The 26,324-nt window shown below is 58.9% G+C and carries 25 protein-coding genes and 1 riboswitch; of the genes, 15 read left to right on the top strand and 10 right to left on the bottom strand.

All coding sequences use genetic code 11. The features are described from left to right. Positions 1-71 precede the first annotated feature (71 nt). The 5 genes from ftsY to NSND_RS14955 all read left to right on the top strand — a co-directional run bounded on the left by ftsY (position 72) and on the right by NSND_RS14955 (position 6,403). Entirely contained in the window at positions 72-986 is a 915-nt protein-coding gene (ftsY, locus tag NSND_RS14935; RefSeq protein WP_235000266.1) for a signal recognition particle-docking protein FtsY, read from the top strand. Between the two features lie 203 nt (positions 987-1,189). Next, positions 1,190-1,978, top strand: a complete 789-nt coding sequence (locus NSND_RS14940; RefSeq protein ID WP_080879756.1) for a response regulator — start codon at positions 1,190-1,192, stop codon at positions 1,976-1,978. A gap of 195 nt (positions 1,979-2,173) precedes the next feature. Beyond that, positions 2,174-4,201, top strand: a complete 2,028-nt coding sequence (locus NSND_RS14945; protein WP_143833572.1) for a M1 family metallopeptidase — start codon at positions 2,174-2,176, stop codon at positions 4,199-4,201. Continuing rightward, complete coding sequence (locus NSND_RS14950; RefSeq protein ID WP_080879758.1) at positions 4,188-5,321, top strand: PD40 domain-containing protein; 1,134 nt, start codon at positions 4,188-4,190, stop codon at positions 5,319-5,321. The genes NSND_RS14945 and NSND_RS14950 overlap by 14 nt, the downstream gene beginning before the upstream one ends. Next, entirely contained in the window at positions 5,318-6,403 is a 1,086-nt protein-coding gene (locus tag NSND_RS14955; protein WP_080879759.1) for a phosphatase PAP2 family protein, read from the top strand. The genes NSND_RS14950 and NSND_RS14955 overlap by 4 nt, the downstream gene beginning before the upstream one ends. A gap of 135 nt (positions 6,404-6,538) precedes the next feature. On the opposite strand, the gene NSND_RS14960 is transcribed toward NSND_RS14955, so the two are convergent. The 6 genes from NSND_RS14960 to NSND_RS14990 form a co-directional block, all read right to left on the bottom strand. Continuing rightward, positions 6,539-8,326 (bottom strand): ArnT family glycosyltransferase, encoded by a 1,788-nt coding sequence (locus tag NSND_RS14960; protein ID WP_159450807.1) that lies wholly within the window; start codon positions 8,324-8,326, stop codon positions 6,539-6,541. A gap of 11 nt (positions 8,327-8,337) precedes the next feature. Continuing rightward, the gene (locus tag NSND_RS14965) at positions 8,338-8,637 is read right to left on the bottom strand and encodes a lipid-A-disaccharide synthase N-terminal domain-containing protein (protein ID WP_080879761.1); all 300 of its coding nucleotides are present in this window, start codon (positions 8,635-8,637) and stop codon (positions 8,338-8,340) included. Further along, positions 8,634-9,410 carry a glycosyltransferase family 2 protein gene (locus NSND_RS14970; protein WP_080879762.1) on the bottom strand — a complete coding sequence of 259 codons (777 nt, stop codon included), beginning with the start codon at positions 9,408-9,410 and terminating at the stop codon, positions 8,634-8,636. Before NSND_RS14970 ends, NSND_RS14965 begins: the two co-directional genes overlap by 4 nt. Before the next feature lie 123 nt (positions 9,411-9,533). Then, positions 9,534-11,228, bottom strand: a complete 1,695-nt coding sequence (locus tag NSND_RS14975) for an ATP-binding cassette domain-containing protein (RefSeq protein ID WP_080879763.1) — start codon at positions 11,226-11,228, stop codon at positions 9,534-9,536. A gap of 20 nt (positions 11,229-11,248) precedes the next feature. Beyond that, positions 11,249-11,324: riboswitch (Fluoride riboswitch) on the bottom strand. A gap of 362 nt (positions 11,325-11,686) precedes the next feature. Next, positions 11,687-12,418 (bottom strand): TSUP family transporter, encoded by a 732-nt coding sequence (locus tag NSND_RS14985; protein ID WP_080879765.1) that lies wholly within the window; start codon positions 12,416-12,418, stop codon positions 11,687-11,689. A gap of 121 nt (positions 12,419-12,539) precedes the next feature. Next, positions 12,540-13,115, bottom strand: a complete 576-nt coding sequence (locus NSND_RS14990; protein WP_080879766.1) for a hypothetical protein — start codon at positions 13,113-13,115, stop codon at positions 12,540-12,542. A 202-nt stretch (positions 13,116-13,317) separates the two neighbouring features. Between NSND_RS14990 and NSND_RS14995 the strand changes: the two genes are divergently transcribed. The 6 genes from NSND_RS14995 to NSND_RS15020 all read left to right on the top strand — a co-directional run bounded on the left by NSND_RS14995 (position 13,318) and on the right by NSND_RS15020 (position 20,236). After that, positions 13,318-14,787, top strand: coding sequence for an SAM-dependent methyltransferase (locus NSND_RS14995; RefSeq protein WP_235000267.1), 1,470 nt, complete (start codon positions 13,318-13,320; stop codon positions 14,785-14,787). Positions 14,788-15,058: 271 nt separating this feature from the next. Next, positions 15,059-15,343: a twin-arginine translocase TatA/TatE family subunit gene (gene tatA / locus NSND_RS15000; protein WP_080879767.1), complete on the top strand. Its 285-nt coding sequence runs from the start codon at positions 15,059-15,061 to the stop codon at positions 15,341-15,343. Positions 15,344-15,437: 94 nt separating this feature from the next. Further along, positions 15,438-15,737 (top strand): Sec-independent protein translocase subunit TatA/TatB, encoded by a 300-nt coding sequence (locus tag NSND_RS15005; protein ID WP_013250563.1) that lies wholly within the window; start codon positions 15,438-15,440, stop codon positions 15,735-15,737. A gap of 250 nt (positions 15,738-15,987) precedes the next feature. After that, positions 15,988-17,646, top strand: coding sequence for an alginate export family protein (locus NSND_RS15010; RefSeq protein WP_080879768.1), 1,659 nt, complete (start codon positions 15,988-15,990; stop codon positions 17,644-17,646). An 80-nt stretch (positions 17,647-17,726) separates the two neighbouring features. Then, positions 17,727-18,158 (top strand): hypothetical protein, encoded by a 432-nt coding sequence (locus NSND_RS15015; RefSeq protein ID WP_143833573.1) that lies wholly within the window; start codon positions 17,727-17,729, stop codon positions 18,156-18,158. A 215-nt stretch (positions 18,159-18,373) separates the two neighbouring features. After that, positions 18,374-20,236: a RecQ family ATP-dependent DNA helicase gene (locus NSND_RS15020; RefSeq protein WP_159450808.1), complete on the top strand. Its 1,863-nt coding sequence runs from the start codon at positions 18,374-18,376 to the stop codon at positions 20,234-20,236. A gap of 78 nt (positions 20,237-20,314) precedes the next feature. Here NSND_RS15020 and thrH read toward each other — a convergent pair whose 3' ends face one another. Further along, positions 20,315-20,935, bottom strand: coding sequence for a bifunctional phosphoserine phosphatase/homoserine phosphotransferase ThrH (thrH, locus tag NSND_RS15025; protein WP_080879771.1), 621 nt, complete (start codon positions 20,933-20,935; stop codon positions 20,315-20,317). 83 nt (positions 20,936-21,018) lie between these two features. Further along, positions 21,019-21,816 carry a YkgJ family cysteine cluster protein gene (locus NSND_RS15030; RefSeq protein WP_080879772.1) on the bottom strand — a complete coding sequence of 266 codons (798 nt, stop codon included), beginning with the start codon at positions 21,814-21,816 and terminating at the stop codon, positions 21,019-21,021. A gap of 40 nt (positions 21,817-21,856) precedes the next feature. On the opposite strand from NSND_RS15030, the gene NSND_RS15035 reads away from it, so the two are divergent. Continuing rightward, on the top strand, positions 21,857-22,348 hold the full coding sequence (locus NSND_RS15035) for a hypothetical protein (protein WP_235000268.1): 492 nt from the start codon (positions 21,857-21,859) through the stop codon (positions 22,346-22,348). Positions 22,349-22,441: 93 nt separating this feature from the next. Here the strand turns inward: NSND_RS15035 and NSND_RS15040 are convergent, their stop codons facing one another. Then, entirely contained in the window at positions 22,442-23,254 is an 813-nt protein-coding gene (locus tag NSND_RS15040) for a YdcF family protein (RefSeq protein WP_080879774.1), read from the bottom strand. An 81-nt stretch (positions 23,255-23,335) separates the two neighbouring features. On the opposite strand from NSND_RS15040, the gene NSND_RS15045 reads away from it, so the two are divergent. Continuing rightward, a complete protein-coding gene (locus NSND_RS15045) occupies positions 23,336-23,821 on the top strand; it encodes an EVE domain-containing protein (protein ID WP_080879775.1) in 486 nt (161 codons plus the stop codon). A 55-nt stretch (positions 23,822-23,876) separates the two neighbouring features. Here NSND_RS15045 and NSND_RS15050 read toward each other — a convergent pair whose 3' ends face one another. After that, positions 23,877-24,125, bottom strand: a complete 249-nt coding sequence (locus NSND_RS15050) for an ImmA/IrrE family metallo-endopeptidase (protein ID WP_013250554.1) — start codon at positions 24,123-24,125, stop codon at positions 23,877-23,879. Between the two features lie 233 nt (positions 24,126-24,358). Here NSND_RS15050 and NSND_RS15055 point away from each other — a divergent pair, with 233 nt between their 5' ends. Together NSND_RS15055 and NSND_RS15060 are read left to right on the top strand one after the other, a co-directional pair. Beyond that, positions 24,359-25,102, top strand: a complete 744-nt coding sequence (locus NSND_RS15055) for a PSP1 domain-containing protein (RefSeq protein WP_235000269.1) — start codon at positions 24,359-24,361, stop codon at positions 25,100-25,102. Positions 25,103-25,225: 123 nt separating this feature from the next. Continuing rightward, positions 25,226-26,317 carry a saccharopine dehydrogenase family protein gene (locus NSND_RS15060; protein WP_080879777.1) on the top strand — a complete coding sequence of 364 codons (1,092 nt, stop codon included), beginning with the start codon at positions 25,226-25,228 and terminating at the stop codon, positions 26,315-26,317. Positions 26,318-26,324 lie beyond the last annotated feature (7 nt).

The raw sequence follows: 26,324 nt of genomic DNA on the forward strand, positions 1-26,324 counted from the left end.
GTGCCCGAGAAGTCCTAGTCTGGATCGTTCATCAATCATTCGAGTCGGTCGAAGAGAGGGTGAGGTATGCGGTGGATTGGCTTCAGAAACTAAGTGCGGGGCTCTCCAAAACACGTGATGCAGTCACGGGACAACTGGATCGACTCCTGGGGCGGGCGGCTGATCCGGCGCTGCTGGATGAGCTGGAGGTGGCCTTGATCAGCGCAGATCTGGGCATGCCGGTCGTGGAACGTGTGATGGGGCAGCTGCGGGCCCAGATGCGGGGCGGTAATTTCTCGTCGGCCGATAAAGTACGAGACCTGCTGCGGCAATCCGTGCTGGATATTCTTCTTCCGACACAATCTGCCTCGATGGAGCAATTGGTGGCACAGGGGCCGCGTCCCTTTGTGATTCTTGCCGTGGGGGTCAACGGTGTCGGCAAGACCACGACGGTGGCGAAGCTGACGCAACGGTTTCGACAACAGGGGAAAAAACCATTACTCGTGGCCGGGGATACCTTCCGCGCGGCGGCGATCGATCAATTGCAGGTCTGGGCGGACCGCATCGAGGTCGATGTGATCCGCCATCGACCGGGTGCGGATCCGGCTGCGGTCGCCTACGACGGGATGACCGCTGCGAAAGCGCGCGGGTCGGACGTGGTGTTGATCGATACCGCCGGGCGGCTGCACACGAAAACGAATCTCATGGACGAATTGCGGAAGATCAAGCGAGTGGTCGCGCAAGAGTGCCAGGGGGCGCCACATGAGGTGCTGTTGGTGTTGGATGCGACGGTCGGCCAGAATGCCATTGCCCAGGCGAGACAGTTCCACGAGGCGGTCGGGGTGACTGGAATCGCCCTGACCAAGCTGGATGGAACGGCGCGTGGTGGCATCGTGGTGGCCATTGCCGACACCTTCAAGATCCCGGTCCGCTTAATCGGCGTCGGGGAAGCCGTCGATGACCTCCAGGACTTTGACGCCAAGGCGTTTGTCGACGCGTTGTTCTAGCCCGCATGATTCGTGACGGGTTCGTCACGAACTCTCTTGAAGCACGCGGACTGGCCTTTCCTGACGGAAGGCGGTCCGTGATCCACTCCAGACGTTTTCATTCAATTTCTTCTCATCTTGTCGTGCCCATGCTAGGCTCCTGCTAACGGGCTGCTACCGTCTGCGGCCTTGCGCGACTGGTTGTGACGCACAAACGAGATAAGATGATGAGCACGTTACTGGTGATCGACGATGATCGGTTGCACTGCGACTTGTTGCAGATGGCGCTGGCCCGTCACGGGTATCAAGTCAGCATCGCGACGAGCGGGCGTGAGGGTGTCGTCTTATTTCAACAGCTTCGCCCGCTGGTGACCTTGCTCGATTTGCGCATGCCGGAAATGGACGGTCTGGCGGTGCTCAAGGAGATCCGAACGCATGACCCCCGTGCCGGGGTGATTATGCTGGGTGGCGGCGCGACGGAGGAACTGGAGAATCAGGCGCGCGAGTTGCGCGTCACGGATTTCCTGCGAAAGGGGCTGTCGCTGGATGTGCTCATCGGGGCCGTCCATCGTGTGGCGCAGCAGGCGAGGCGACAGGCTTCATCCGAGCAGTCTCATGCCGGGGGAGAGATAGATCAGCTTCCCGATGAGCAGATCCTTGTCGTCGATGACGACGTGATGGCGCGCGATCTTCTGGTGAGATTTCTTAGCCTGCGCGGGTATCACGTTCGCACGGCGCGCGATGGTCGTGAAGCATTGCGACTGATCGGTGAGTCCGCGCCGGATCTTCTGATTTTGGATCTCGCTATGCCGGAGATGAACGGCGTGGAGGTCTTGCGGACGCTCACGGCGCGAGACTATGCCGGCAGGACGATCATTTTGGGCGGACATCAAAACGATCTCTTCCTGGCCGAGGCCTGGGCGTTGGGCCCGCAAGAGGTCCTGGACAAGCCCATTGATTTGGAGCGGGCGTTGATGGCTATCCAGCTTGTGATGGTCTGTCGGGAGTGTTAATCTTCACCGTCCACCTCAGGGTGCCGGTGAAGGGTGAATGGTTTGTATCGCCTCATCCGTTTCAGTCTCCTCACAATTTGTCTCCTTCCTGCGCCCGCAGTCGCTGATTCTGTTGCTCCCCCTCCGACGATTGAACACCATCAGCTCGCGCTCGAGTTGTCTCCTGATTCCCATCGACTGATCGCGACGGATCGAGTGACCGTTGCGGGAGGATTTCCCGGACAGGAGCTGGCATTTTCCCTTGCACCGACGCTCTTGTTGGAACGGGTCGAGGATCTCACGCATTGTCAGGACCCCTGTGAGTTCGCCCCCTCCGTTCCATTTGCACGGGACAGGTCGTCAAGTCAGGCGGAATCGCAGCGCATTCTCCTGAAGCAGCCGCCTGCCAACCAGGCCGGCGGGTCGATACGGCTGAAGTTTGTCTATCACGGGGTGATTGATGATCCTCCCCGGGATCCACGCCACCTCCGGTTTGTCACGCCGAGCGAAACAGCCGGTCACATCGGTCCTGAGGGGGTGTATCTCAGCAGCGAGAGCCAGTGGTACCCGGACCTCGACGATTCGCTGGCCACCTATGATGTACGCATCACGCTGCCTGAAGGGTGGGCTGCCGTCACGCAGGGCACGGCCCAGGCTGACGCCTCGCGATGGATTGTGTCTACGAAGAGCGAAGCGCTGACGGTGGTGGCCAACCGCTTTGTGGTCAAGACCCGTACCTGGAAGGCGCAATCCGGACAGGCGATTCAATTGGCTACGTATCTGTTCCCGGACGATGCCGCGCTCGCCGACGAGTACCTCGACGCATCAGCCAGATATCTCGACGCCTATATCCCGTTGCTGGGGGCCTATCCCTTTTCACAATTTGCCGTCGTCGAAAATTTTTTCTCGAGCGGATTGGGCATGCCGTCCTTTACGCTGCTGGGGAGCGGGGTCATCAAGCGCCACTATACGCAACCGTACGCCCTGGGGCATGAGATCGTGCATTCCTGGATCGGCAACGGGGTGTTCAACCGGGTGAGTCGGGGCAACTGGGTGGAAGGGCTGACGACCTACCTGTCGAATTACTACTATCACGAACTGACCGGCGACGAGGCTCAGGCTCGTGAACAACGGCGGCTGATGCTGTTGGGCTATTCCGTCTATGTGCGTCCCGGCGAAGGGTACCCGCTCAGGAGGTTTGCGCAAAAGAGCGATGAGAAAGACAATGCCATCGGCTATCAGAAATCCGCCATGGTCTTTCATGCGCTGAGACAGGAAGTGGGCGATGCGGCATTTTGGCGGGCGCTGAAGCGCATCCCGGAACAGCACCTTGGGACGGTAGCTGATTGGAGTGATCTGGAGCGAACCTTTCAGGAAGAGGCGGGTCGCGACCTCCGATGGTTTTTTGCCCAGTGGGTCGAGCGTGCCGGTGTGCCGGAACTCGCCCTGTCCGGCCTTCGCCTGCAAACTGTCTCCGGCGCTTTCGGCCACGCGAATGCGGTCGAGGCGGCGATCCATATCGCCCAGAGCGATGAGCCCTATCGGGCCCCGGTCGAGTTGGAGTTTGTGTTGAGCGGGGAGCGCACCCATCGCGTCCGTGTTCAGTTGAGCGCCGCACAGGAGGATGTGGTTGTACCCCTTGCGGAGCCGCCGTCGGCAGTCCGGCTGGATCCGGACTATCATCTGTTTCGTCGTGTGGCCAGGAGCGAGATGGCTCCCGTGCTGAATCTGTATGTGACGGATGGACAGCGAAGCGTCGTCCTTGCCCAAGGCTCCCCCGCGCAGCCTGGCCCGTTCGGCGATATCCTCCAGCGTATCGTCGCACAGGAATCGGCGAAGCCTGATGCAGTGCGCACGATCGTGCTTCAACCAGGTGAGGGCAACCGATCCGTACCGTCGGGATCGTTGCTGGTGCTGGGAGATCCGCGCGAGAATCCGATAGCCGCAGCGGCCGTGCGGTCGTGTGGTGACCGTGTGCGTTTCCTAGACGGCGGATTTTCCGTGGCGGGTAAGATGTATGAAGGCGCCGCCATGGCGCTGCTGGTATCCTGTCGGCGTGAGGAGCATCCCGGCAGCGTGGTGACGCTGCTGTACGGGGTGACGCCCCAGGCGCTGGGACGTGTGGCCCGGCTCTTGTTTTTTTACGGGTGGCAGAGTTATGTGGTCTTTCAGGAAGGCGCCGTGGTTGCACGGGGAGATTGGGAGGATAGGATGAATACAGAGGTGCGAATTGAAACACGTTAAGACGGCGATGATCGGAATGGTGGGCCTCGCGCTGGTCGCCACTTCAACGGTTTTGGCGGGAGCAGCCGAACCGAAGTCTGCGCAGGCACCGGCGAATGCGTCCGCCTCGGCCGAGCGGCATCTGACGAATATCCGGCAGCTGACATTCGGCCGACAGAATGCCGAGGCCTATTTTTCTTTCAGCGGGAATAAACTCATCTTCCAGTCGACGAACAATTGGATGAAAGACACGTTTGCCGCGGCTATGCATCCGTCCGACATCCCGCTCGGCTGTTATCAAATGTACGTGATGGATCTCGGGAGCGAAAAGATTCGGATGGTCAGCACCGGTGCCGGCACCACGACCTGCGGGTATTTTTTCCCCGGCGATCGCCGAGTCTTGTACTCGTCCACCCACCTGCGAGGGCCCAACTGTCCTCCGAAGCCGAAGCGTGACGGAGGGGCCTATCGCTGGGCGTTGGATGACTACGATCTCTTCTCCGTCCGGATCGACGGGCTGGACCCGCAACGTTTGACGAACACGCCGGGGTACGACGCCGAGGCCACGGTCTCTCCCAACGGCAAGACGATCGTCTGGACCTCTATGCGTGACGGGGATCTGGATATCTACGCGATGGATCTGGATGGGACCCACCCCCGTCGGCTGACGCAGGAGATTGGATACGACGGCGGGGCGTTCTTCTCACCCGACAGCAAGCGGATCGTGTATCGCGCGCAGCATCCGAGCAATCAGGAAGAGCTGGATCAGTACAAGGCGCTGCTCGCTCAAAACCTGGTGGAGCCCGGGCGGCTTGAGATCTTTATCATGAATGCCGACGGGTCGAATAAGCAGCAAGTGACGAATAACGGCGCCTCAAACTTTTCGCCGTTTTTCCATCCCGATGGCCATCGGGTGATTTTTGCGTCGAATGTGGACACGCGGAACGCATCGGGGCGACCGGAGTTTCACCTCTATCTCGTGAACGAGGACGGTTCCGGGCAGGAACGGTTGACGTTCGATGGACAGTTCAACAGCTTTCCCATGTTCTCGCCGGACGGGAAGACTCTTGTTTGGGTGTCGGACCGGCATGCGAAAGAGCCCGGAGAGTTCAATGTGTTTCTCGCCGATTGGGTTCCATGATCGAACCAGGTGACGGGCAGGCGGCGTCGCAACCGGCGCCGCCTGAGCCACCACCGGCCTGCCCACCGATCCCGGTGGTCCTGCTATCGGTGATTGTCTTGTTTGGGTCGTTTGCGGCGCTGTTTTATATCGATATCCCCATCCTGTGGTTCCTCCGCTCGCACAATCTATCGGCGCTCCAATCGCTTGGTGATCTGGGCGAGAAGCTGGGCAATGGCGGCACTCTCGTGACTATCAGCCTGCTGCTCCTGGGGGCCGGGTACATGCTGAAGCGCCGCGCACTCACACGCGTGGCGCTGGATAGTCTCCTGGCACACGGTGCGGTGGCGATACTGGTGAACGGGCTGAAGCACATCATCGGTCGTCCCAGGCCAAGGCTCACACATTCGGGAGGGTGGCAATGGTGGCCATCGCTGGATTCCGGTCTGGATTCGTTTCCGTCCGGCCATACCTCTGCGACCGTCGCGGTGGTGACCGTGCTGGCGAGGGCGCTGCCCCGGTATCGATGGGTACCGTTTGTCCTGGCTGCGTGGGTCGGAGCCAGCCGGGTCTGGCGGGGCTCCCATTTCCCGGGGGACGTGGTGGCGGGGATGGTGCTGGGGTTTGTGGTGGGGTCGATCTTTAATGGCCCGTTGCGCTGGTGGGGACGGTCCTGCGGGCAGGCGCTTATCCGTATCGCTCCGGTAGTCCTATCGCTGACAGGTCTCTTCTGGGTGCTGACGCATCGCATCGTTGACCCGATGACGGATCACATCCTGCTTGCATCCGGAGCCATGCTGGTGGCCGGAGGTATGGCGTTGCGAATGGCAGGACGTCCGAATCCGGCGGGCGACGGTCATGCGACTAGAGTTGCAGCGGCAGAAAGTCTGGTCGGATTGGGATTAGGTGTCGTCACCGGCGCCCCGATCGTGATCGGGTTGGCCGGACTATTGTGCTTCGCACGATGGAGCGGGAGAGTCGCCTATACGGATCCGTCCCCGGCCGCTCCGCCTTCCCCTTCAAGCCACATCCTTTATGCGGCGGGTATTATTGCCGCTGTGGTCGTGATCCAGGCACTCAAAGGGCTCGTGCCGTTGCAGTGAGGAGAGAGTGCGCAGGATGTTCAAAAAGTCCGTCAGCAAGGCCGCAGTGAGCAAAGAGGCGAAGCGTACTCTCGTCCGTACGTTGAGCCTCGGTGCGATGCGAGAACGAAGCTGGTGGGCTTTTTCAACATTCTGTCAGTGCCCTGGAATGCGAACCGGCGGCTGCTCTGCCTCTTCCGGCACATGGATCAGCGATTGGTTGGCCAGCAGGATGTAGCCGTAGCGCTCGAGTAATACCGGGTAGTCCATGGTTTCAAACGGCAGCCTGTTTCGAAGCGCCGCCGGCAGGAGAATCATTGTGCGCCCTGGCTGCGTCAGATAGGGCTTGATGTTCGCTTCTTCATTCTTCGGCACGACGATGGCGTTCCGCTTTGCATAGAACACCAAGGAGGGGCGTGGCTGCCCGTAGAGGATCAACCGATCGTTGGGCCCGAGATTGACGCCTGCGACCTCGGCGAGTTGCTGGGGCGGTTCGATCACAAAGTGGTGCACCAGTGGGAAGATCAACTGTGTGGTCGCAAGGACGACGAGGGCCAGCGATCCGCCGGCCACCCAGAATACGGCCGGTCGTCTCGTCTCGCTGAATCCGAAGTAGGCGATGAGGCCCATACCCACCAGGAAGATCGAAGCGACGGTATAGGGCCCCGGTCCGAGCGTCACCTGCCCCGCAAGGGGAAATTCATCGATCAGCTTTCCTGCGAACTTGGCATAGAGGGGCGGCAATGAAGCAAAGGCCAGCGCCAATATGCAGCCTACGGCGGTGATGGTGTGGATCGCAGCGCGCAGCCCTGGAGTGGCCTGGTCGGTCACGCAGCGGTTCCAGTAGGACGCCGTCAAGATCGCCGCCGCAGGAAACAGAGGACCGATGTAATGCGGCAAGCGGGTCGAGGACAGGCTGAAAAAGACCAATCCGCCCAGGACCCAGGCGGCGGTGAACCATTCGAGTGCATGCGGCGAAGGGTGGATATCCAGCACCGAGGTCTGCGACGGAGGCAAGGCGCCGGATCGTTTCGAATCCCGCCAGCTGCGATAGGCCTGGTACCAGGCGAAAGGCAGCAGGCCGCTCCAGGGAAAAAATCCAAGCAGGAACACGGGGAGATAAAAGACCAGCGTGCCGCCGTGCCCTTCCATGGTGCCGAAGAACCGGCCGATCGTGTCGCCCTGCGCCGAGGTCGTATATCGCTGTCCATGGATATTCAGCATGATGAGGTACCAGGGCAACGCCAGGAGCAGGAACAGCAGGAGGCCGGGAATGGGAAATCCATGACGCCAAAAGAGCCCCCACGAGCGGGTCAGCCACAGGTGCAACCCTACCGCCAGCATGGGAATCAGGAAGCCGATCGGGCCCTTCGTCAGGGTCGCCAGCGCCATGCCGATGTAGAAGAACCACAGGTAGTGGCGTTCACGGCCTTCTCCGTACAAACCCAGCCAGAATCCGTAGAGCGACAAGGTGGTGAAGAAGATCAACACGCTGTCGGTGAGCGCCATCCGGCTGAGGCCGATGATTTCCAGGTTCAGTAACAGCATGGCCGCGCCGAAGAGGCCCACTACCGGCCCCCGGCAGCGTGTCAGGAAGAGGTACTGGAGCAGGATCAACCCGACACCGAAGAGCGCGGAGGGGAATCGTGCGGCGAATTCGCTCACCCCGAAGACGTGATAGGAGAGACTCATCAGCCAATAGATAAAGACCGGTTTGGCGAAGCGCGGCTCATAATTGAAGGTGGGGCTGATGTAATTGCCCGTTTCGTACATTTCGCGGCCGGCTTCGGCGTTCCGCCCTTCATCTCGATCGGTCAGTCCGAGGGAGCCGAGTCCAACGAAGAAGAGCACGGCGGCCAGTGCCAGCAAGAGGATGAGCGCCAACGGTTGGATTGACCGGTCGGCCTGCGCCGACGTCTGCGAGGACGGCTGCTGCCCATTCATGTGAAGTTCCATTAGGATTTTGTCGCCGGAGATGCCGTGCCGGAATCGGCTTGGTTGGGGCGATGAATCAGCATGAGATTGCGCAGATAGACGATGCTGCCGATGCTTTGCCCGGCGATAAACACCGGATCCTGCCGATAGATCGCATAGGCCAGCGTAATCAGCCCGCCGATCATACTCATGTACCAGAAGGCAGTCGGCACGCGACTTTCCGCATGGCGCTCGGAGGCGATCCATTGCACGACCCAGCGCATAAAGAAGATCCCCTGCCCCAGGAATCCGATAATCAGCCAGATGGTGTCGAGTGTCATAGTCGTGTGGGGGCCAAGGCCGAAGGCGATGATGTCGTCGCGGCGGCACGGTATTGGTAGCGCAGGCAACGGTGCTGCATCCATCGCACGGCCACCAGGTCGTACAGGCCTTTGAAGAGACGGTTGCCGACGCCGTATTTCGACGTGCCCCGGGTGCGTGGATAGTGGCGCACCGGCACCTCGGTGACGGTGAACCCATGCATCAGGGCGAGGGCGGGAAAGAATCGGTGCATGCCCTCGAAGAGCTGCATTTTTTCCACCACCGGGCGGCGAAACAGTTTGAGCGAGCAACCGGTGTCGTGTACCCGGTCGCCGGTGACCGCGCTGCGGACGGTGTTGGCAATACGGGAGGAAATCTTGCGTGTCAGGTTGTCATGTCGGTCTTTGCGCCAGCCGCAGACGAGGTCGAAGGTCTTGATGTGCGGAAGCAGCGTGGCGATATCCGCCGGATCGTTTTGCAGGTCGCCGTCGATGGTCAAGACCAGTTCCCCTGTCGACTGCTTGAATCCCGCATCGAAAGCCGCCGATTGCCCGTAGTTCCGGTCGAAGTGAAAGACCTTCACCGTGGGGTATCGGGTGGCCAGATCATCGAGCACGTCTGAACTGCCGTCCGAACTACCATCGTCGATGAAGATCAATTCGAACGGGGCCGAACGCGACTCTTCCCGGCCGCCCAGGACCGTCACAAGTTGCTCAGTCAGTGGCACCAGATTGTCGCGCTCATCCTTGATGGGGATGACTACGGAAGCCCATGGGCGGGTCACTACAGTCATGGAGCGGGAACAGTTCCTTCACGCAGCGGTTTATCGGTGTGTACGGCGCACATTCTACAAAACGCATGGAGGGGCGGTCAAACGGTTCCGTCCAGGGTTCCGTCTCAAGATGTGTGGCCGCGCTCACGAATCGAGCGAAATCCGACGATCAACAAAGGCAGAGAAGTTCGGATCGTTGGAGAGAAAGATGACCGACCAGGGCTCGTCCTTGGCGCAGAGACGGCGAAGCAGCACCTCTCGCGTGGCGGGCAGCATGTTGTGGAGCGTGCCGTCGAAGATCAGTAGTTGCGGCCGTATCACAATCGCGCGGGCCATGAGAAGCCGTAGGATCTGACTCATGGAGAGGTTGGTGTCCAGGCTGGACACGCGCGTGTTCAATCCCTGCGGCAACGCATCGATCTCGTGATCCAGTTCCACGAACCGGAGCGCCCATTGGAGGTCTTGATAGTCGATCGTGGGTCGGCCAAGTGTGATGTTGTCTTCGAGCGTGCCGTCCAGCAGCGTGGGATGGGAGTCGAGGACAAGGCCGCGAACCCGGCTGATCGAATCGCGTTTCACTTCTATTAGATTCATATCGTTGTACCGGACGAACCCGGATGCCGGCGGGTGTAGTCCGGCCAGGACCTTGGCAAGAGCGGTCTTCGCGTTGTTCGTGCTGCAGAGGACCGCCACCTTCTCGCCGGGGGCGACATCGAGGGACACGTTCTCAAAGATCGGAGTGCCATCCGGACCGGTATAGGTCAGGTTTCGGCACGTCAGGTGGATGCCGGCCGCTCCGAACTGTGCCGCCGGCACGTCTTCCTTCGCGCCGTCCTCTTCTGTGGGCAGGGAGAACACCGCGGCCATCTCCCGGCAGGACACGAAGGTGAAAAACATCGCGACCATACGTCGAGCCAAGGTATCCATGTTGATCAGCAGGTTGCCGACCAACACCTCGGCGGCGGCGAATTGCCCCACGGTAAGTTGTCCGTCCGCCACCAGGAGTCCGGCGGTGATGAGCAGCCCGCTGTGGCCGGCGACTTGCCAGAGCGCTGCGGCTTTGTATTGCCTCCCGGTGAGTGTGTCGGACCGGCGCTGTCGAATTCTGGCATACATGCGGGTCAGTGTATCGGTTCGTTCAAGGAGATAGGGGCTGTCGCCGGCGGCTCGCAGATGGGGAAGATTGTGCGCGATGTTTTGAATCCACCCGAAAATATCGTAGTGGAGCCGGGACATCTCCAGAGTGATGAAGAAGCCGCCGCGCCCGAAGAGGGTCAGTAATCCCACAAAGCCTAGAATCAGTACGAGAATGTAGAGAACGAAGAAGGGGTGAAACAGGATCAGCATGGTCACGCCGATGGTACCGACCACGGCGACGTTAAACAGATCCGCCACCATGGCTACCAATGCGCGTGTCAGCAGGTCGGCCTCCATGAACCGGTAGGCCTGCGGCGTGGCGAACGTATCGTCGCGGAGGCGGGGCAGGAGACGTGTGAACCCGATCGCGATGCGCGTGTAGATCCGCTGTTGGAATGTCTCCACTGCGCGCGCCTGCAGCACACGGAATGCCGCGACGCCGGTCAGCGAACTGGCGACGAACAGGGCCAGTGTAAAGATCATGCGGGGTTCCATCGCAAAGGAGAACGTGCTGACGAGCTCCTGGACGGCAATGGGGACACAGAGGAGGAAGAAGCCGATGGCAACTGCATACGAGGCGATGATGCCCAGGATCGATCGCTCCAGCTTCAGCAGCATGCCCAGGTGGGCGAAAATATCGCGAAGGATCTCGGTCAGCTGATACTGGGGATAGGTCGGGGTTGTTGTGGGGCGCTGGTTCACAGAAACTCCTACCGCGTTGGGCGCTGGTAGGAGTTATCAGCCGAATGCGAGGATCGCGACCGGCGGTTCTCGGTGAACTCCATCACCGGGTGGACTGGCTATAACTGCGCAAAGTCTAGACTGAGTTCCCACATTTCGTCAACACAGTGCTCCTCTATTGGGGCTGAGGTCCGTTAGCCTTGCTGAATCTAGCACGCTGCGAACAAATCGATTTTGGCATAACACGCCGGGATCAGCTTATGCGGGGCGTTGATCATCAGAGTGTATGCCGGATGCGCAAAAAGTTCGTCCAGCAAGGCCGCAGCCAGCGAAGGGGCGTAGGCGTACCCTTGTGGTACGTTGAGCCGCTGAGGTTCACGACGCGCTGAATAAAGCGCGTCACGTTTGTGAACGCCGCCGAGTTGGTGAGGCGGCAGTGTCTTGCGAGAACGCCGCTGGCGGAGTTTTTCCGCATCCGGTTAGCGGAGGAAGAGGGACTTGAAGATCAGGGCCGTGCCGGACAAAAAGAGAAATGCGGCGAAGGTGGTGCGGTATCGTTCGGTGCTCATCTTGCTATAGAGCAGCAGTTCGGTAGCCAGAAACATGCTCACGCCCACTGCCATGTAAAGTGCGGTGTCGGAGGTGGCAATTGCAGAAGGACCGAGGGAGATGCCCAACGTGACGAGTTGAAACAGCGCGAACGTGCCGTAGGACAGGGCGGTCGTGGCGCGGGTCTGATCTTTGTCGTACTGTTTGCTGTGGATGATGGCCGTCAACAGCGAGCCACCCAGATTGGTCAGGCCATGAACAACGCCCATCACGATGAAATAGGTGCGCTCATATCGCACCAGCGACTCGATCAACCGATTGAACGGCACATAGATGCTCTTGAGCGCCGCGACGATCAAGAAGAGCCCGACAATGCTGCCGATGTTCAGCTTGAGTGTTGTGACCAGCAGGAGACACAGCACCACGCAGGGAATCGACAGAGTGAGGACCTGCCGGTAGAAGGGCACCTGGACGTGTCGGTAGTCCTTGCTGACTTGTAGCAGGTTGATGGTCAGCGAGATCGGGAGGAGGATAGTCAGGGCGGTGATGAAGTCATAGCCGAGCACGAGGAGGATCGGAGTCCCGAACAGCAGCACTCCCACGCCGAAGAGCGACTGGATGGTGGCCGTCAGGAGGATGGTCGCAAGAATGTCCCACTGCATGGCGATGATGCTCCTCTCGGACCGAACGTGTCCAAGATACAGGCTCTCAACTCCCGGTCCGGTAGCCCGGTATATCCCAGCTTTGGCGCGGGCGTCAATCAGCCCACAGGCGGGGCGTGGTTTACCGGCTCCTGGCAGGGGCCCCCGAGTCTGAGGAGGCGGTGATGGTGAAGCGCATGGTGCCCATCAGGCTCATGTCATTGATCTGTTCGCCGGCATGGATTTCCACCTTATACCGTCCTGGTTTCCAGCCGCTTTCCGTCGGGAACAGCTTCAGATAGCCGGTTTGGTCCTCTAAGGCGATATACATCGCATCTTCAGCGACCACGGTTCTTCCGTCCAGCCCTGTCACTTCCTCCGGGTAGCAGCGCCCGAATACTTGGAACGATTGGTAATGCTGATGGAGTTCGAAGACGATGAAGACCGGTCTGGAGCCGGCGGCGAACTGTTCGGTCGGTCTGACGGGAACAATTTCATGGGTTCGTTGAAATCCGAGCTCCTCATCAAACCCTTCGGCGAGCACGATGTGGCGGAACATTCCTTCGGGTGGGGCGTCGAAGTTATAGGGTTTCGCGCTCTCGGTGCGGTTCTGGAAATCGGGAATCGGCACATTGCGGGTAAGCGGGAGATCCTCGGCCCAGAGAAGGGAGCCGGAGAGCAGGAAGATGGGACAGCAGAACCAGAGCAACTGCCTCATCCCGTCTTGGTACACTCCGCCCGGCCGGCCTGTCAAGGAGAGGCTCTGCGCCGGGCCTCTGGCCGGACGGTCCGCTTGGTAAGAGGGAGGTCTAAGAGGCGAGGCGGGAGCGATGAATCGTGCGGGGCAGGTTGCGGGTGAAAATTGCTTCCTGTTAGACTTTCCTCCTTTCTACGGGGGGACAGACATGGAACAGCACCTCATGACGCAGTTAGAGGATCCCGACGCGCTGCCGCAGCCGCTCGGGGAGTATAAGCCGGTCGATTATTGGCAGGCCCATATCAACACCCTGTTTTATCAACTGCGGGGCGATCAGCAACGCAGCTTCTATCAGACATTCACCTCGGCCGATTATCGATTGGCACATGCGCTGGCCGCCGACTACTTCGAGCAGGTCACCAAACGCGACAAGAAAGTCGCCGCCAATCGTGTGACGTCAAACGGCCCCACTGCGACGCCGTCCACCGACGCCACTCCTCAAGCACAGTTGACGGTGATGGAGTGGGGGCCGGGTAACGGGAATCTGGCCGCATGCTTCCTCAGTCACCTGCAGCGTCTCGACAAGGGCGGGCGGGTGTATCCACGAGTCCGGTATCTGTTGGTCGATTCCCAGGCCCATGCGTTGGAGCGGGCGCGGGCTCATCCGGATCTGGCTCCCCATATGGCGAAGGTGGAGTCGCTGTGCGCCGAGGTCGAGGACTTGGCGACTATCGCCGACGGCACCGTTGATCGCATTCTGTGCAACGAACTCTGGAACGAGTTGGCGACCAAGCTCATGGTGAAGAAGGGGGGCGAGTTCGAAGAGGAGCACCTCCGGCCGAACCTCAACGAGCGAAAGGCCGCGGCCATTGCCGATTGGTCGGGATTTGTCCGTGCCTTTGAGGCGAAGGACATTGAGCGCTTGAAGCAGTTTCCGCCCTTTCTGGACGATCTGATCTGGGAGCGCGAGTACCACAAGGTGGACTGGAAAGACGTTCCCTATCGCAAGACGATCACCGAGTTCATGAAAGCGATCGACGATGAGGTGTTGGTGCCGGTCAATCTCGGCGCGTTTGCATCCCTGAAGGAAGCGAAGCGGGTGTTGGCCCAAGATGCCGTGGGATTCAGCAGCTTCGATGCCGGGACGGCTGACATGGAAGTCCTCAATGATCCGGACAAGCCCTGCTATGGCCAGTTCGGTGGCCAGTACAGCTTCATGGTAAATCTGGCCCTGATTCAGGCTGTGGCCAAGCATCTAGGGCTGAACGCGGTGACGATCGAAACGCAGCGGGAGTTCGTCGGGAGCCGGCTGGGGACGAATGTGATGACGCTGATGGACTTGCTGGCCTGCCACCCGATGGTCGGCTCAAAGGTTCAGCCCTGGGAGCTGGATCGCCTCACAGTCAAAACCATCCGCACGCTGAACGAGACTTATGAGAGTCCCTATCAACGCAAGATCGAGTTCCCGTTGCGCAGTGAGATGCCGGCCGAGGAGCGCGACGCGGCGCAGGGTATTCTGCTCTCGCTCAAACCGAACGGGATTCCCGATACCATCGCGTATGTCACCGAAGAAGAATTGAGCCAGGCACAACCGGAGTTGGAGAATCTGGGCTATGAACGCGAGGCGGTGTTGATGGCGCTCGGGGCGCCTCCGAGTCCTGTCGAGTACTATCACTTTGCATGTCGGCCGTAACCCGCGCTGGATCGTGCGGCAGGACGGGCCACCAGGTGATGTCTGTAGGAGAAAGAGCTTGACTAATTAATTCCATTTCTATAGCCTTTCCCGCGATTTCGAAGAGAAGACCCGTCTCCCCTCCGTGCATCGCGAGCATTCAATCGGGATGGGGTCTCGCAGGCAAGATCATCTCAGACGACGTTCTTCACGAGAGGGCTTTGCAGTCGTGAGTGCGTGAATATACGTCGTGCGAATAATCACACAGCTGTAACAAGGAGCATACAGTACCATGTTTGGTTCGTTTGGCTGGATGGAGCTGTTGCTGATTCTCATCATCGTCCTGATCATCTTCGGTGCGGGGAAAATTCCCCAGCTCGGTGAGGGATTAGGTAAAGCAATCAAGGGGTTCAAGAAATCGGTTCACGAAGCAGATGCTATTGACGTGACGGCCACCGAGGCGGAACCTGCCCCGGCTCAGCCTGCGGCACAGATCCAGCAAACCGGACAGCCGGCTACACCGCCGCCTGCGCAACAGGCCGGTGCGGCTCCACCGCCACGGACGACGCAGGGGTAACTTGCGAAACTGAGGATGCAGACCGAATGACGGCGATGTGATCTCGGAGTCCCGCCGCTCGGTCTTCAGCACACCCCCCTCAGTATGGAACACCATGTTCGGTCTTGGCGCTGGTGAAATTCTCATAATCCTGGTCATTGCGTTCCTGCTCTTCGGGCCCAAGCAGTTGCCTGAGATCGGGCGTCAGGTGGGCAAGGCCGTGAAAGGATTTAAAGAAACGGCGGACGATCTGAAGAAGACGGTTGAGCCGGAGCTCAACATGATTCAGCAGGAAATGAAAATGGTGGAGCAGGATTTCGAGTCGTCGATGAAGGAAGCGGAAGAACAGATTAACCACGCAACATCGGGCGTAGAGCACGGGGCAGAGGAATCGGGTTTGCCCAAGCAGGCCTAATACCATTCATATCCGCTCTACGGCTGTGAAGGGAGGTGACCACAGCAACAATACAAGACCTTACGGTGTGAGGAGCTCGTTTCAGGATGAAGCGAGGATCGGGGCCGAATGGTGGGCACCATTCAGGTTCGAGCCCCCCGACATCACACACAAAGTGGGCTTTGTAGTGCAATAGCGGTTGGATGTATAGGCGGCACCCGGCGTGAGTGGGTACACAATGGGTTGCCATCCAATTCACAGGAGGAACGCTATGAAACGCATCCATGGACGGACCAGGTGGGGCCGGTTGGCCGCCATCTTCGGCGCTGCGGCAGTGACGGCTCTGCAGTGTCTGACAGTCCCGGCCTTTGCCGGATTCGAACTTCCCCCGGGCGAACGTATCACGAATCTTCCTGCCATTCCTCGCAACATGCCGCAAAAAGAAGCGTACGAACTGTATGACCCGGTCATCGGTCGGAACTTCGACATCAAGAATCTCTGGATGCGCGCCGATCTGCGTGTGCGCCCGGAAATGCGGAACAATGCCTGCTTCGGCGGCGCCCAAGGGGCCGGCGGAACATGTAACTCGTTTGGAACCCGCGGAACCGCTCCCGGCGGCGGCAACAAGGGCAACGACATGTTCGTGCAACAGTGGATGCGTTTGGGCATCGGCTATGACCTGTCTCCGGACGTGAATTTTTATGTGGAAATCATCGACAGCGCCACCTGGGGCGGTAACGGCAGCGCCGTGAATGCGGGGAACGCCGGCGATCCGCTGAATCACAATGGTGGGGCTGCGGGTGGTTCGGGCAACGGAGGCCGTTTGGGTGTCCGAGCAGCCTATATGTTGGTCAGAAATCTGGCCGATATCCAGGGCTTGAGCGTGAAGGTCGGTCGCCAGTATGTGATTTTCGGCAACCACTCTCTGTTCGGCCACTTCGATTGGGCCAACACCGGTTATTCACATGACGGTGTGATGTTCGCCTATCAGACCAAGAAGTGGGACAGCTACTTCGGCTGGTTTCGTAATTCGGAAAGCGATCTCGGTCAGGCAGCTCCAGTCGGAAGTGGTGCAGCGAATATCGCCGGCACCGGCGCTCAGGATGCCCAGCGCGATGCCGACATGTTCATTTTCTACAACCAGATCAAGATGGTCCCCGGAATGGTTATCGAGCCGTTCTATGTATTGTACCAGAACCGTTATGGTTCGGCGGACAACGCGGGGCAGGGACTTGGGACCGCCAAGCACTCGAATCAGACCCGGCATATGATCGGAAACCGGATCGAAGTGCGCAAGGGCGGGTTCGATTTCAGCAACGAAATCGCCTATCAATTCGGACAAATGGGCCAGGCTGGGGCCTGCGCGGGCGAACAGAAATGTTTGCACATCAACGCCTGGGCGACCAGAAACTGGATCGGCTACACGTTCTATGACACGGCGTGGAAGACGCGTATTGCGTTCAACCTCGACTATGCTTCCGGAGACAGCAGAAACAATACCTGCGGCGCGACGCCGGGTTCTTGTAAGACAGCCAATACCTTTGAAAATTTCTTCCCGACGAACCACATCCACATGGGCTACATGGACGTGCAAGCGTGGAAGAACATGCTCTCACCGTCCGTCAACTTGCAGGCTCGTCCTTCCGCTCGTGACCATATCGAATTGTGGTACACGAACCTGAACCTCGCCAACTCCAAGGATTGTTGGTATCGAGGGGCTCAGGGCTGCTATGTCTTCTCGAATGCCAATAACACGAAGACGCATATCGGTGATGAAATCGATGTCGCGTACACCAGAATGTTCGCAGACGGCAAGGTGGCCCTCCAGGCTGCTTACGGCACGATTTTCAGCGGTGGCTATCTGACCAGCACCCTGAACCAGACGCAAAATCAGCACTGGGCCTATATGTCGTTGTGGATGAACTTCTAAGGAGAAGACTTCAGCTCATTGCTGTCAGCCATCAGCGCTGAGTGCCGTAGGCTGAGAGCGAAAGCAAGACAAAGGAGATCATGATGAAAAAACTCATGTTCGTAACGCTGGGCATTGCAGCGTTGGCGGTCGGCGGCCAGCCGGTTGCTGCGCAGGCTCAGGTCGCGGATGCGATTCAGGCAGTGAACGATGCCATCGTCGAGTTGACTGATGCGCCCGGCTTGGGCAAGCGCACGACGGTCGATCTGGCGAAGCGATGGGGGTCCGACCGTTCCGTCATCGACAGCGCCACGGCAAAGCTGCAGGATGGGCTCAGCAAGGCTCAGTCTGGCGGAGTTGGTGCCGATGCCATGCGTCAGTTGAAACTGGCGGTGGAGTATGGCAAGGCCCGCTTGCACAAAGAAGCCCGCTTGTCCGCACAGGGCGCTCTGCGCCACTTGTGCGTGGCGAACCAGGATCAAGGGCCTGGTTGCGATACGGTGCCGAAGTTCGGCAGCTATACCGCTCCCTAGGAGTGCGACCTGCATAGTGCGAGGCGTGAGGGAGATCCCCTGCCTGTCTCGAAGAGTGAAGCCCCGCCGGGTGATCCCCGGCGGGGCTTCTTTTTTCCTGCATGGGTGGGGCAACGGGTTACGGTGAGAGCGCTGGCTTGCCCGCAGTCAGTCGATCGCCTTATACTCGGCGCACTCGTAATCTTCATCACCGTTCGTGCGTTTCTTTCCTCATCGTGGACGATCTGAGCACACAGCTGAGCCGGACATTCGGGTTTTCGGCCTTTCGCGCGGGGCAGCGCGAAGTCATGGAAGCCGTGCTGGCCCGTCGCGATGCCATGGCGGTCATGCCGACCGGCCAGGGCAAGTCGCTCTGTTACCAGCTTCCCGCCACCCTGTTGCCCGGGGTGACCCTGGTGATTTCTCCGCTCATTGCGTTGATGCAGGATCAAGTCACTAGTTTGACGGCGCGGGGGATTGCCGCGGCGGCGTTCCACTCCGGGCTTTCCGAGCAGGAGCGGGATCGAGTGGTATTGGATCTCAAGCTGCGCCGGTTGCAGTTGCTCTATCTCGCTCCGGAGCGGATGCAGCATGAGCGGTTTCTCCGTCTGCTCCGTTCGCTGTGGGTGTCGTTACTCGTCGTCGACGAAGCGCATTGTATTTCCCAGTGGGGGCACGATTTCCGCCCTGACTACCTGAACATCGGCCGGTTGCGCCGGGAACTCGAGAATCCCCCTTGCCTGGCCTTGACGGCCACGGCGACCGCGCGCGTGCAGGCAGATTTGTGCGACCGATTGTCACTCCAGGACCCGCTTCGCTTGGTGACCGGCTTTCGACGCTCTAACCTCGCGCTGTCTGTCCGCCTCTGCCGGTCCCGCCAGGAAAAGCTCGCGACATTGGATCGTGTGGTGCGTGAATACGAAACGGGCACCATTCTGATCTATTGCGCCACGCGTCGAGCGGTGGAGGAGGTGGCGGCCTGCCTGGGGCAGTCGCAGTCGTCCGTCGGGTACTATCACGCCGGCTTGTCGGATGAAGAGCGGCGGAAGGTGCATGACGAGTTTCGTGTGGGAACGGTGAGGATTTTGGCGGCGACCAATGCGTTTGGCATGGGGATCGATAAATCGGATGTCCGGTTGGTGGTGCATTTCGATATTCCGGGAAGCCTGGAGGCTTACTATCAGGAAGTGGGCCGGGCGGGGCGTGATGGCCGACCTGCCGCCTGCCTACTGCTGTTTCATGAACGGGATGTGGCCACTCAGGAGTACTTCATTCAGCAAGCGTCGAAAGAATCCGGTAGTTCAGCACGCGCCGATCGCATGAAGACGTTGCTACAGGATTTACTGGAGTATGTGTCGGTGCCGACCTGTCGGCAACTCGCCATTCTCGACTACTTCAGCGATGAGGCCGAACGGGCCCTTGGGCCCTGCGGGCTTTGTGATCGTTGCGTGGTGACGCCACAGCTCAGTGCGCACGTTGTCGGCGATGAGGCCTCCTGCGCGAAGGCTGTCCTGGCGGCGGTCTCCTGGTGTATGGGCCGATTCGGTGTGAGCCGAATTGTCGACATGCTCCGCGGGAGTCGATCGAAGGCGCTGCTCACCTATGGGGCCGAAGAGTGTCCGGGGTATGGGGGGTATCACGCATGGTCGAAGACGGCGTTGACTCATCTGGTGAAAGCCCTCATCGATGCGGGATATCTGCAGGTCGAAGGACTGGAGTATCCCACGCTCGACCTGACGCGGAAGGGACAGGAGGTGTTGAAAGGAATCAGTCCTCTGGTATTGAGCGAGCAGGCTGAGGATCCGGCAGCGTCGACGCTGAAACCACAAGGGAGCGGGCGAGGTAGCTCGATGGCGCCTCTGCATACCGCCTCAGTCGACCCGCAGCTCTTTGAACGGCTTCGTCAACTCCGGCGTGAGCTGGCCGAGGAAGAAGGGGTCGCGCCGTTTGTTATTTTTCATGACAAGACCCTTCGGAATATCGCCGGTTACAAACCCGTGACGCTTGCCGCCCTGCTGGAGATCCCCGGGATCGGCGAGGTCAAGGTGGAGCGGTATGGCCGTCGAGTGCTGGGTGTGGTGAACGAGGCCTACGACTAAGCCGTCTTCTCGTTATTGTCTAACGACCCCTTCAATGCCATTTTGCCGGGGAAGAATGATTTCGTAGCCATTTGGCTATTATTCTCTCAGATTCCCTGCCTTTCGAAATTGCTCCTGCAGTTCGGCATACGTTTTCGTCACCGGAAACTGAGGGAACTCTTTCGGGAGATGGTCAGGGGGGCGGAAAAAGAATCCGGCGTGAGCCTCTCCCAGCATGGCGGTGTCGTTGTAGGCGTCTCCTGCCGCCATGACACGAAAATTGAGGTTCTTCAACGCGGCCACCGCATGTTTTTTCTGGTTCGGCTGGCGGAGTTTGTAGTGGACGATCCTGCCGGTCGTCCCAATCTCCAGTTGATTGCAGAAAATCGTTGGATATCCGAGCTGCCGCATCAAGGGAAGCGCGAATTCATAAAACGTATCCGACAGAATAATGACCTGTGTCCGCTCCCGCAGCCAGGCAATGAATTCGGCTGCGCCTTCCATCGGCCCCATGGCGTCGATCACGGATTGAATGTCCGCCAGGGTCAGGCCATGCTGATCTAGGATGCTCAGGCGGCGTGTCATCAGGGCATCGTAGTCCGGCATCTCGCGGGTGGTGATCTTGAGCTCTTCGATGCCGGTCTTGATGGCAAAGTTCACCCAAATTTCAGGCACCAGCACGCCCTCAAGGTCCAGACACACAATCACGGGGTTCTGCATTCATCCTCCTGCGGGAATTGATGGGTGGTGAAAAGTGGGCTTTTCGGTAACGGGTAGTGATAGGGACAAACCAGCGGTCTGCCCTATCCCGCGTTACTACGACGGGCCTTTTCTTGACTGAGATACCGCCAGATCTTGTCCATGGCCTTCTCGAATAGTTCTGTGCCGGTCCATTGGTTGGTCTGCTCCTCCTTATGCCGTCTGGCCCAATCGACGGCCAGCGGGAGCGGGATCAGCCTGGGTGCTGTTCCGGTCAGGTCTGCCCAGAGCAGGCTCAGAGCCGTACTGAGGCGAACGGCGACGGGAACCGGCTGGACGGTCGGCGTGGTCATGTCCTGACATTCTGTGGCCGGCGACGTGACAGCAAGCTCCCGGCAGGCTGCAGGCCGATCGGCGTAAATGCTGCAGGTTTCATTGTCGAGAAAGGGGCAGGGCATGCGAAGCGCGTAGTAGGCCCGGTTCAACGGCTCGATCGCCTCGTCACTCAACGGCTCAGAAGAATCGGCCAGCGAAGAGAGTTGTTTCAGGATACCGGCGCGAGCCAGTTGTTGCTGGGCCTGGTCGAGTTTGGACAGCAGGCGATTCCGCTCGTTCTGGTCAAGCCGGTCGATGGTGTTGGTGAGAGCAAAGGCTTCCGGCACCGAAATCGGTACGAGCATCCGGCAGCAGGCGGCGCAGCCCTTTTCGCACGAGACCCTCTCGCCGGCTTGGAGTAATCGGCGTTGTTCCAGGACCTGGGCTTCTTCTCCGAGACTGCGCATGAGCGGGAGAATCGCAGTGATCGGTACGAAGCTCGTTGGCACGCCCACGGCAGTGCTGATTTCTCCGCTTGGAGTCTGCAGAGAGATTTCAAAGTGTTCAACGGCAGTGTGGTTACTCACGGGTACCCATCTTTAAGTCCGAATGGGAGTCACTTGCGCGATGGCATTCGTGCCATCCTGCGCAGGCGCTATCATAGAGAACCTCAGAATCAGTGGTCAACCAAAGCCTCATAGCCCTCAGTCTTGCCCCGGGAGGACTGTTGCGGCTACTCTGTCGTCGATGCGTTTGTCAGGCCACATTATTGGATTGCTGAAAGAATACATGCGGGATCTTGTCGAGCAAGCGCGGCAGGAGTCGCAGGCTCAAGAGGCGTTCGGCTTCTCGGCACCTCCGTACCAGCCGGACCATGCCATCGCCGATTTACTGGCTATTTTAGATGACCGCATCGAATCGGAAGGGGTGCAGGTTGGGCTGCCCATTGAGTTTTTGCACGAGATGTGGCGGCGCTGCAACGAAGCGCGCGGTGAGATCACCGATCGTGTGTGGCTCGAAACCAATATCGGCCTGTCTGGTCCTTCCAAGGCTCGTGTTCGTGAGCTGACCTACGCCTCTGTGATCGACTGTCTTGAGCGTGAGCCTTCCGGCGAGTGAGCCAGACGAACGACAGCATTCCGTCGCACAGCTACACGGCCCTTATTCTTTTGGCTGTGTGGAGTCTCAGCAGGCTAGAGTCTTGGGGGGATCCTACAATTTCCCGGCAAGCCAATAAACGATGATCCCTGCCACTTCGTCGACGGCTTGGGTGGTGATGAGCAGGGCCTTGGCTGTGGGCAGGAAGTCAAAGAGGGTGGCCTGTTCCCAGGCTTGTTGTGGAGTGTGTTGAGATTCGTAGCCGCAGGGAAACGGGGTGACGACAAAACCTTGCTTTTCGAAGAGTCTGACTGCGCGGGGCAGGTGATAGGCTGCGGTCACCAATATGATGCGTCCTGACCCAAGTATGGCTTTGGTCTGCACGGCGTTTTCATAAGTGGTCCTGGATTGTTCCTCGATCAGGATCGCGGACTCCGGCACACCAAGGCGAAGGGCCCACCGTTTCATCTCGTGGGATTCCAGCAGACCGGTTCGGAATACAGTGGCGTCGCCCCCGGTGAGCAACAGTTTTGGGGCAAGATTCTGTTGCCACAAGTCTGCGCCACAACCCGTACGCTGGCGGGAGGCATCAGAAACCTCATCGGCTGGGCGGAGTGATCCCTTCTGAAAGACGCCTCCTGCCAGAACCACCACCGCGTCGAACTTCGATGTGGAAGTGGGCTGGAATGATGGATACTGCGTTTCGAGCAGCGCAATGTATAGGAGGGATAGTACGGGAGTGGCCGTCAGCAGCAACAGTAGCACGGTGAGGAACAAGAGGCGCCTGACCCAAGTCCTCCGCCCGGGGGACACGGGGAGGCAGGCGGTCAACAGGGCGAGGAGTCCGGCGATGAGAATCCATGACAAGGGGTAGAGCAGGTATTTCAAGGCCTTATACACACCGAACCACATGGGCGTGAGGTCCATGGACGCTCCCGGTTAATAGGCGAAACAGAGTGCTCAGCATACACTGAGGGCGTACAGACACCAAGTGTTGAGGAGGATTCGATGGCAGACGGACGGCACTATTGGTTGATGAAATCCGAACCCAAGGTCTTTTCAATCGATGATCTTGCTGGGTCACCGAAGAGCACGACTTCATGGGATGGTGTACGGAACTACCAGGCGCGTAACTTTATGCGGGCAATGAAAATCGGGGATCAGGTCCTCTTTTACCACAGTAATGCCAATCCGCCCGCGGTGGTTGGAGTTGCGGAAGTGGTGAGAGCGGCCTATCCCGATGCCACGCAGTTCGATAAGCGGGATTCGCACTACGATCCGGCCGGCAATCCGGCTCAGCCTCGCTGGGACATGGTCGATATCCGGTTTGTTCGCAAATTCCTCGCGCCGCTGTCGTTGGACCTGTTGCGTGCGAAGGCTGGTCTGAAGGGAATGGAATTGCTTCGAAAGGGATCGCGGCTGTCGGTTCAGCCGGTGCGGGCGGCCGAGTGGAATGAAATTATCAGGCTGGAGGAGGTACAGGCGGACAGCTAGCACGGTCCGGGAAGAACTCACTTCCGGACGGGAGGTGTCCTCGGTTCAGCACGGGTCAACTACGAGCCTTTCCATCATCCAGATATCGATGTTGCCAGTCGAGCCAGGCATGTCCCAGTTCATGGGCGAGGATGTATCTCCGCCGCGTGACGGGTAGTCGTTTGCGAATATAGATGGTCTTGGCTTCATTGTCCCAAATCCCATCCGCATTCGAATCCTGCCGGTCCATCTCGGAGTCCGTGACCTGCCTGATCATGATGTGGTAGCCGAATGGAAGGATGACTTTGTTTGGTATTCGCACCATGCCCCTCACGGTCGTATCAAATAGGTGGCCTCAGCCAAGAATTCCTGCTCCGGAATAGCCTAACATATTTTCTCTTTCGTCTTCCTGTCTAAATAATCATTACTATCAGTGGTTTGCGAGAGATTGCTGCTTGGTCGCTGTATGGCTGCTCGGTGGTGGTTGAGCAATTTTCGATGGCGATGAGACAGCGCTGAGCATTTCAATTGAAAGATTGGATGGTGTATCATGCCCCCATGGTCGAGAAACTTCTTGCGCAAGAACTCGCGAACCCCTATCCCGCAGTCGTTCGGATCGTGGGCGTAAAGATCCGTGACCGTGGGGAGGTGAAGAAATTCGATGCCGGAGAGGCGTCCCTGGTGATGGGGGATCGGGTACTGCTCGAAGTGGCCGGCGAGTTGAGCTACGGGGTCGTTTACGGGGCTCCTCAGGTGATGCCGTTCATTCCGCCCATGCGCGTGCTTCAGCCGATCACCAGGAAGGCGACAACCGAAGATGTGGCCACGATCGATCGGTACGAACGGTTGGCATCGGAGGGAATGAAAGCGTGTCGGGAGCAGGCGGCGGCCCTGGGACTCAGAATGAAACTTGTGGAGGTGTTCTGCTCGTTTCATCGCCGGCAGATGACCTTTGTCTATACCGCTGAGGATCGAATCGATTTTCGCGAGTTGGTTCGCTTGTTGGCGCGCCGATTCGGCGGGCGTATTGAAATGCGTCAAGTTGGGGTACGCGACGAAGCCAGTCGGTTGGGCGGGATCGATACATGCGGTCTCGTACTCTGTTGTGCCGCGTTCCTCACTGAAGTGAAACCGGTGACTGTCAAGCAAGCACGGGTGTTGGGGCTTCCTGTCGATGACCCCAAATTACTCGGTGTCTGTGGTCGTCTCAAGTGTTGCCTCTTGTTTGAGGCGATGGACAATCCTTCCTCAAAATCATCAGCTCTGATTAACCCGTCCCGTTCGCGCCTGGCGTCGTCGTAATCCACAGCAGTTCAGAAGAATATTCCCCTCATTCGTCTCCCCGGCCCAGCTCTGTCCCCACCTTTCGTTCAGAAAAGGCGGTTCTTTTCGTCCGAAGGAGTATAATGGGCTGTGAGGTGACTGATGCCTCAGGTGCTGGTGCTTGGAGCCGGAAAAATCGGGTCCCTCGTGGCTGGGTTGTTGTCGGCTAGTGGGCAGTACCACGTTCACCTAGCCGATCTTACCCTTGATGCCCCGAAGCGACTGGTTGATGACTTGTCGTTGTCCGCGGTTACTCCCTGTGCGTTAGACGTGCGGCGACCAGATGCGGTTGCGGCATACGTCAGTTCCTCCCCCTTCGATGCGGTGATCTCCAGCCTGCCGTACTTCTGCAACCCGACCGTTGCCGAGATCGCGCGAGCCCATCAACTCCATTATTTCGACCTGACCGAAGACGTGGCCGTGACCGGTCGCGTCAAGGCGATCAGCGCGGGTGCCGATCATGCGTTTATTCCTCAGTGCGGGTTAGCGCCGGGGTTTATCAGTATCGTGACGAATGACCTTATCGGCCATTTTGAATCCATCGACAACGTGAAGATGCGTGTCGGTGCCCTGCCTGTTCATCCGAGTAATGCGCTGAAGTACTCCCTCACCTGGTCCACCGACGGGTTGATCAACGAGTATGCCAACGTCTGTGTCGGCATTGAGGAGGGGGAGGAGGTCCACCTTCAGCCGTTGGAAGGATATGAGACAATTGAATTGGACGGGCTGCTCTACGAGGCCTTCAACACGTCCGGCGGCCTGGGCACTCTCGCGGACACGTACCGCGGACGGGTCCGAACCATGAATTATAAGACCCTGCGGTATCCCGGGCATTGCGAAAAAATTCAATTTCTCATGAAGGACCTCAAGCTGAAGGAGGATCGGGAGACGCTCAAGCGAATCCTGGAGAGAGCGATTCCTCAGACGCAGCAGGACGTAGTGTTGATCTATGCGGCCGTGACCGGCACCAGGCAGGGTGAGTTGTTCGAGGAGACCTATGTGAAAAAGGTGTATCCGCGGACGATCCTCGGGCGGCTCTGGTCTGCGATTCAGGTCACGACAGCGTCGTCGCTTTGTTGCGTCGTTGATCTTGTGATGGCCAGACCTTCAGCTTATCGTGGCTTTGTCACGCAGGAACACTTTCACTTGCAGGATGTGCTGAACAATCGCTTCGGGGATTGTTTCCGGGCCTGACGGCATC

The sequence above is a fragment of the Nitrospira sp. ND1 genome, assembly GCF_900170025.1.
Classification (GTDB): domain Bacteria; phylum Nitrospirota; class Nitrospiria; order Nitrospirales; family Nitrospiraceae; genus Nitrospira_A.

Coding starts and splice junctions, on each gene's coding strand:
- NSND_RS14940 (WP_080879756.1), top strand. CDS start 1,190: ATGATGAGCACGTTACTGGTGATCGACGATGATCGGTTGCACTGCGAC.
- NSND_RS14955 (WP_080879759.1), top strand. CDS start 5,318: ATGATCGAACCAGGTGACGGGCAGGCGGCGTCGCAACCGGCGCCGCCT.
- NSND_RS14960 (WP_159450807.1), bottom strand. CDS start 8,326: ATGAATGGGCAGCAGCCGTCCTCGCAGACGTCGGCGCAGGCCGACCGG.
- NSND_RS14965 (WP_080879761.1), bottom strand. CDS start 8,637: ATGACACTCGACACCATCTGGCTGATTATCGGATTCCTGGGGCAGGGG.
- NSND_RS14970 (WP_080879762.1), bottom strand. CDS start 9,410: ATGACTGTAGTGACCCGCCCATGGGCTTCCGTAGTCATCCCCATCAAG.
- NSND_RS14985 (WP_080879765.1), bottom strand. CDS start 12,418: ATGCAGTGGGACATTCTTGCGACCATCCTCCTGACGGCCACCATCCAG.
- NSND_RS14990 (WP_080879766.1), bottom strand. CDS start 13,115: ATGAGGCAGTTGCTCTGGTTCTGCTGTCCCATCTTCCTGCTCTCCGGC.
- NSND_RS14995 (WP_235000267.1), top strand. CDS start 13,318: ATGACGCAGTTAGAGGATCCCGACGCGCTGCCGCAGCCGCTCGGGGAG.
- tatA (WP_080879767.1), top strand. CDS start 15,059: ATGTTTGGTTCGTTTGGCTGGATGGAGCTGTTGCTGATTCTCATCATC.
- NSND_RS15005 (WP_013250563.1), top strand. CDS start 15,438: ATGTTCGGTCTTGGCGCTGGTGAAATTCTCATAATCCTGGTCATTGCG.
- NSND_RS15010 (WP_080879768.1), top strand. CDS start 15,988: ATGAAACGCATCCATGGACGGACCAGGTGGGGCCGGTTGGCCGCCATC.
- NSND_RS15015 (WP_143833573.1), top strand. CDS start 17,727: ATGATGAAAAAACTCATGTTCGTAACGCTGGGCATTGCAGCGTTGGCG.
- thrH (WP_080879771.1), bottom strand. CDS start 20,935: ATGCAGAACCCCGTGATTGTGTGTCTGGACCTTGAGGGCGTGCTGGTG.
- NSND_RS15035 (WP_235000268.1), top strand. CDS start 21,857: ATGGCATTCGTGCCATCCTGCGCAGGCGCTATCATAGAGAACCTCAGA.
- NSND_RS15040 (WP_080879774.1), bottom strand. CDS start 23,254: ATGGACCTCACGCCCATGTGGTTCGGTGTGTATAAGGCCTTGAAATAC.
- NSND_RS15045 (WP_080879775.1), top strand. CDS start 23,336: ATGGCAGACGGACGGCACTATTGGTTGATGAAATCCGAACCCAAGGTC.
- NSND_RS15050 (WP_013250554.1), bottom strand. CDS start 24,125: ATGGTGCGAATACCAAACAAAGTCATCCTTCCATTCGGCTACCACATC.
- NSND_RS15055 (WP_235000269.1), top strand. CDS start 24,359: ATGGTCGAGAAACTTCTTGCGCAAGAACTCGCGAACCCCTATCCCGCA.
- NSND_RS15060 (WP_080879777.1), top strand. CDS start 25,226: ATGCCTCAGGTGCTGGTGCTTGGAGCCGGAAAAATCGGGTCCCTCGTG.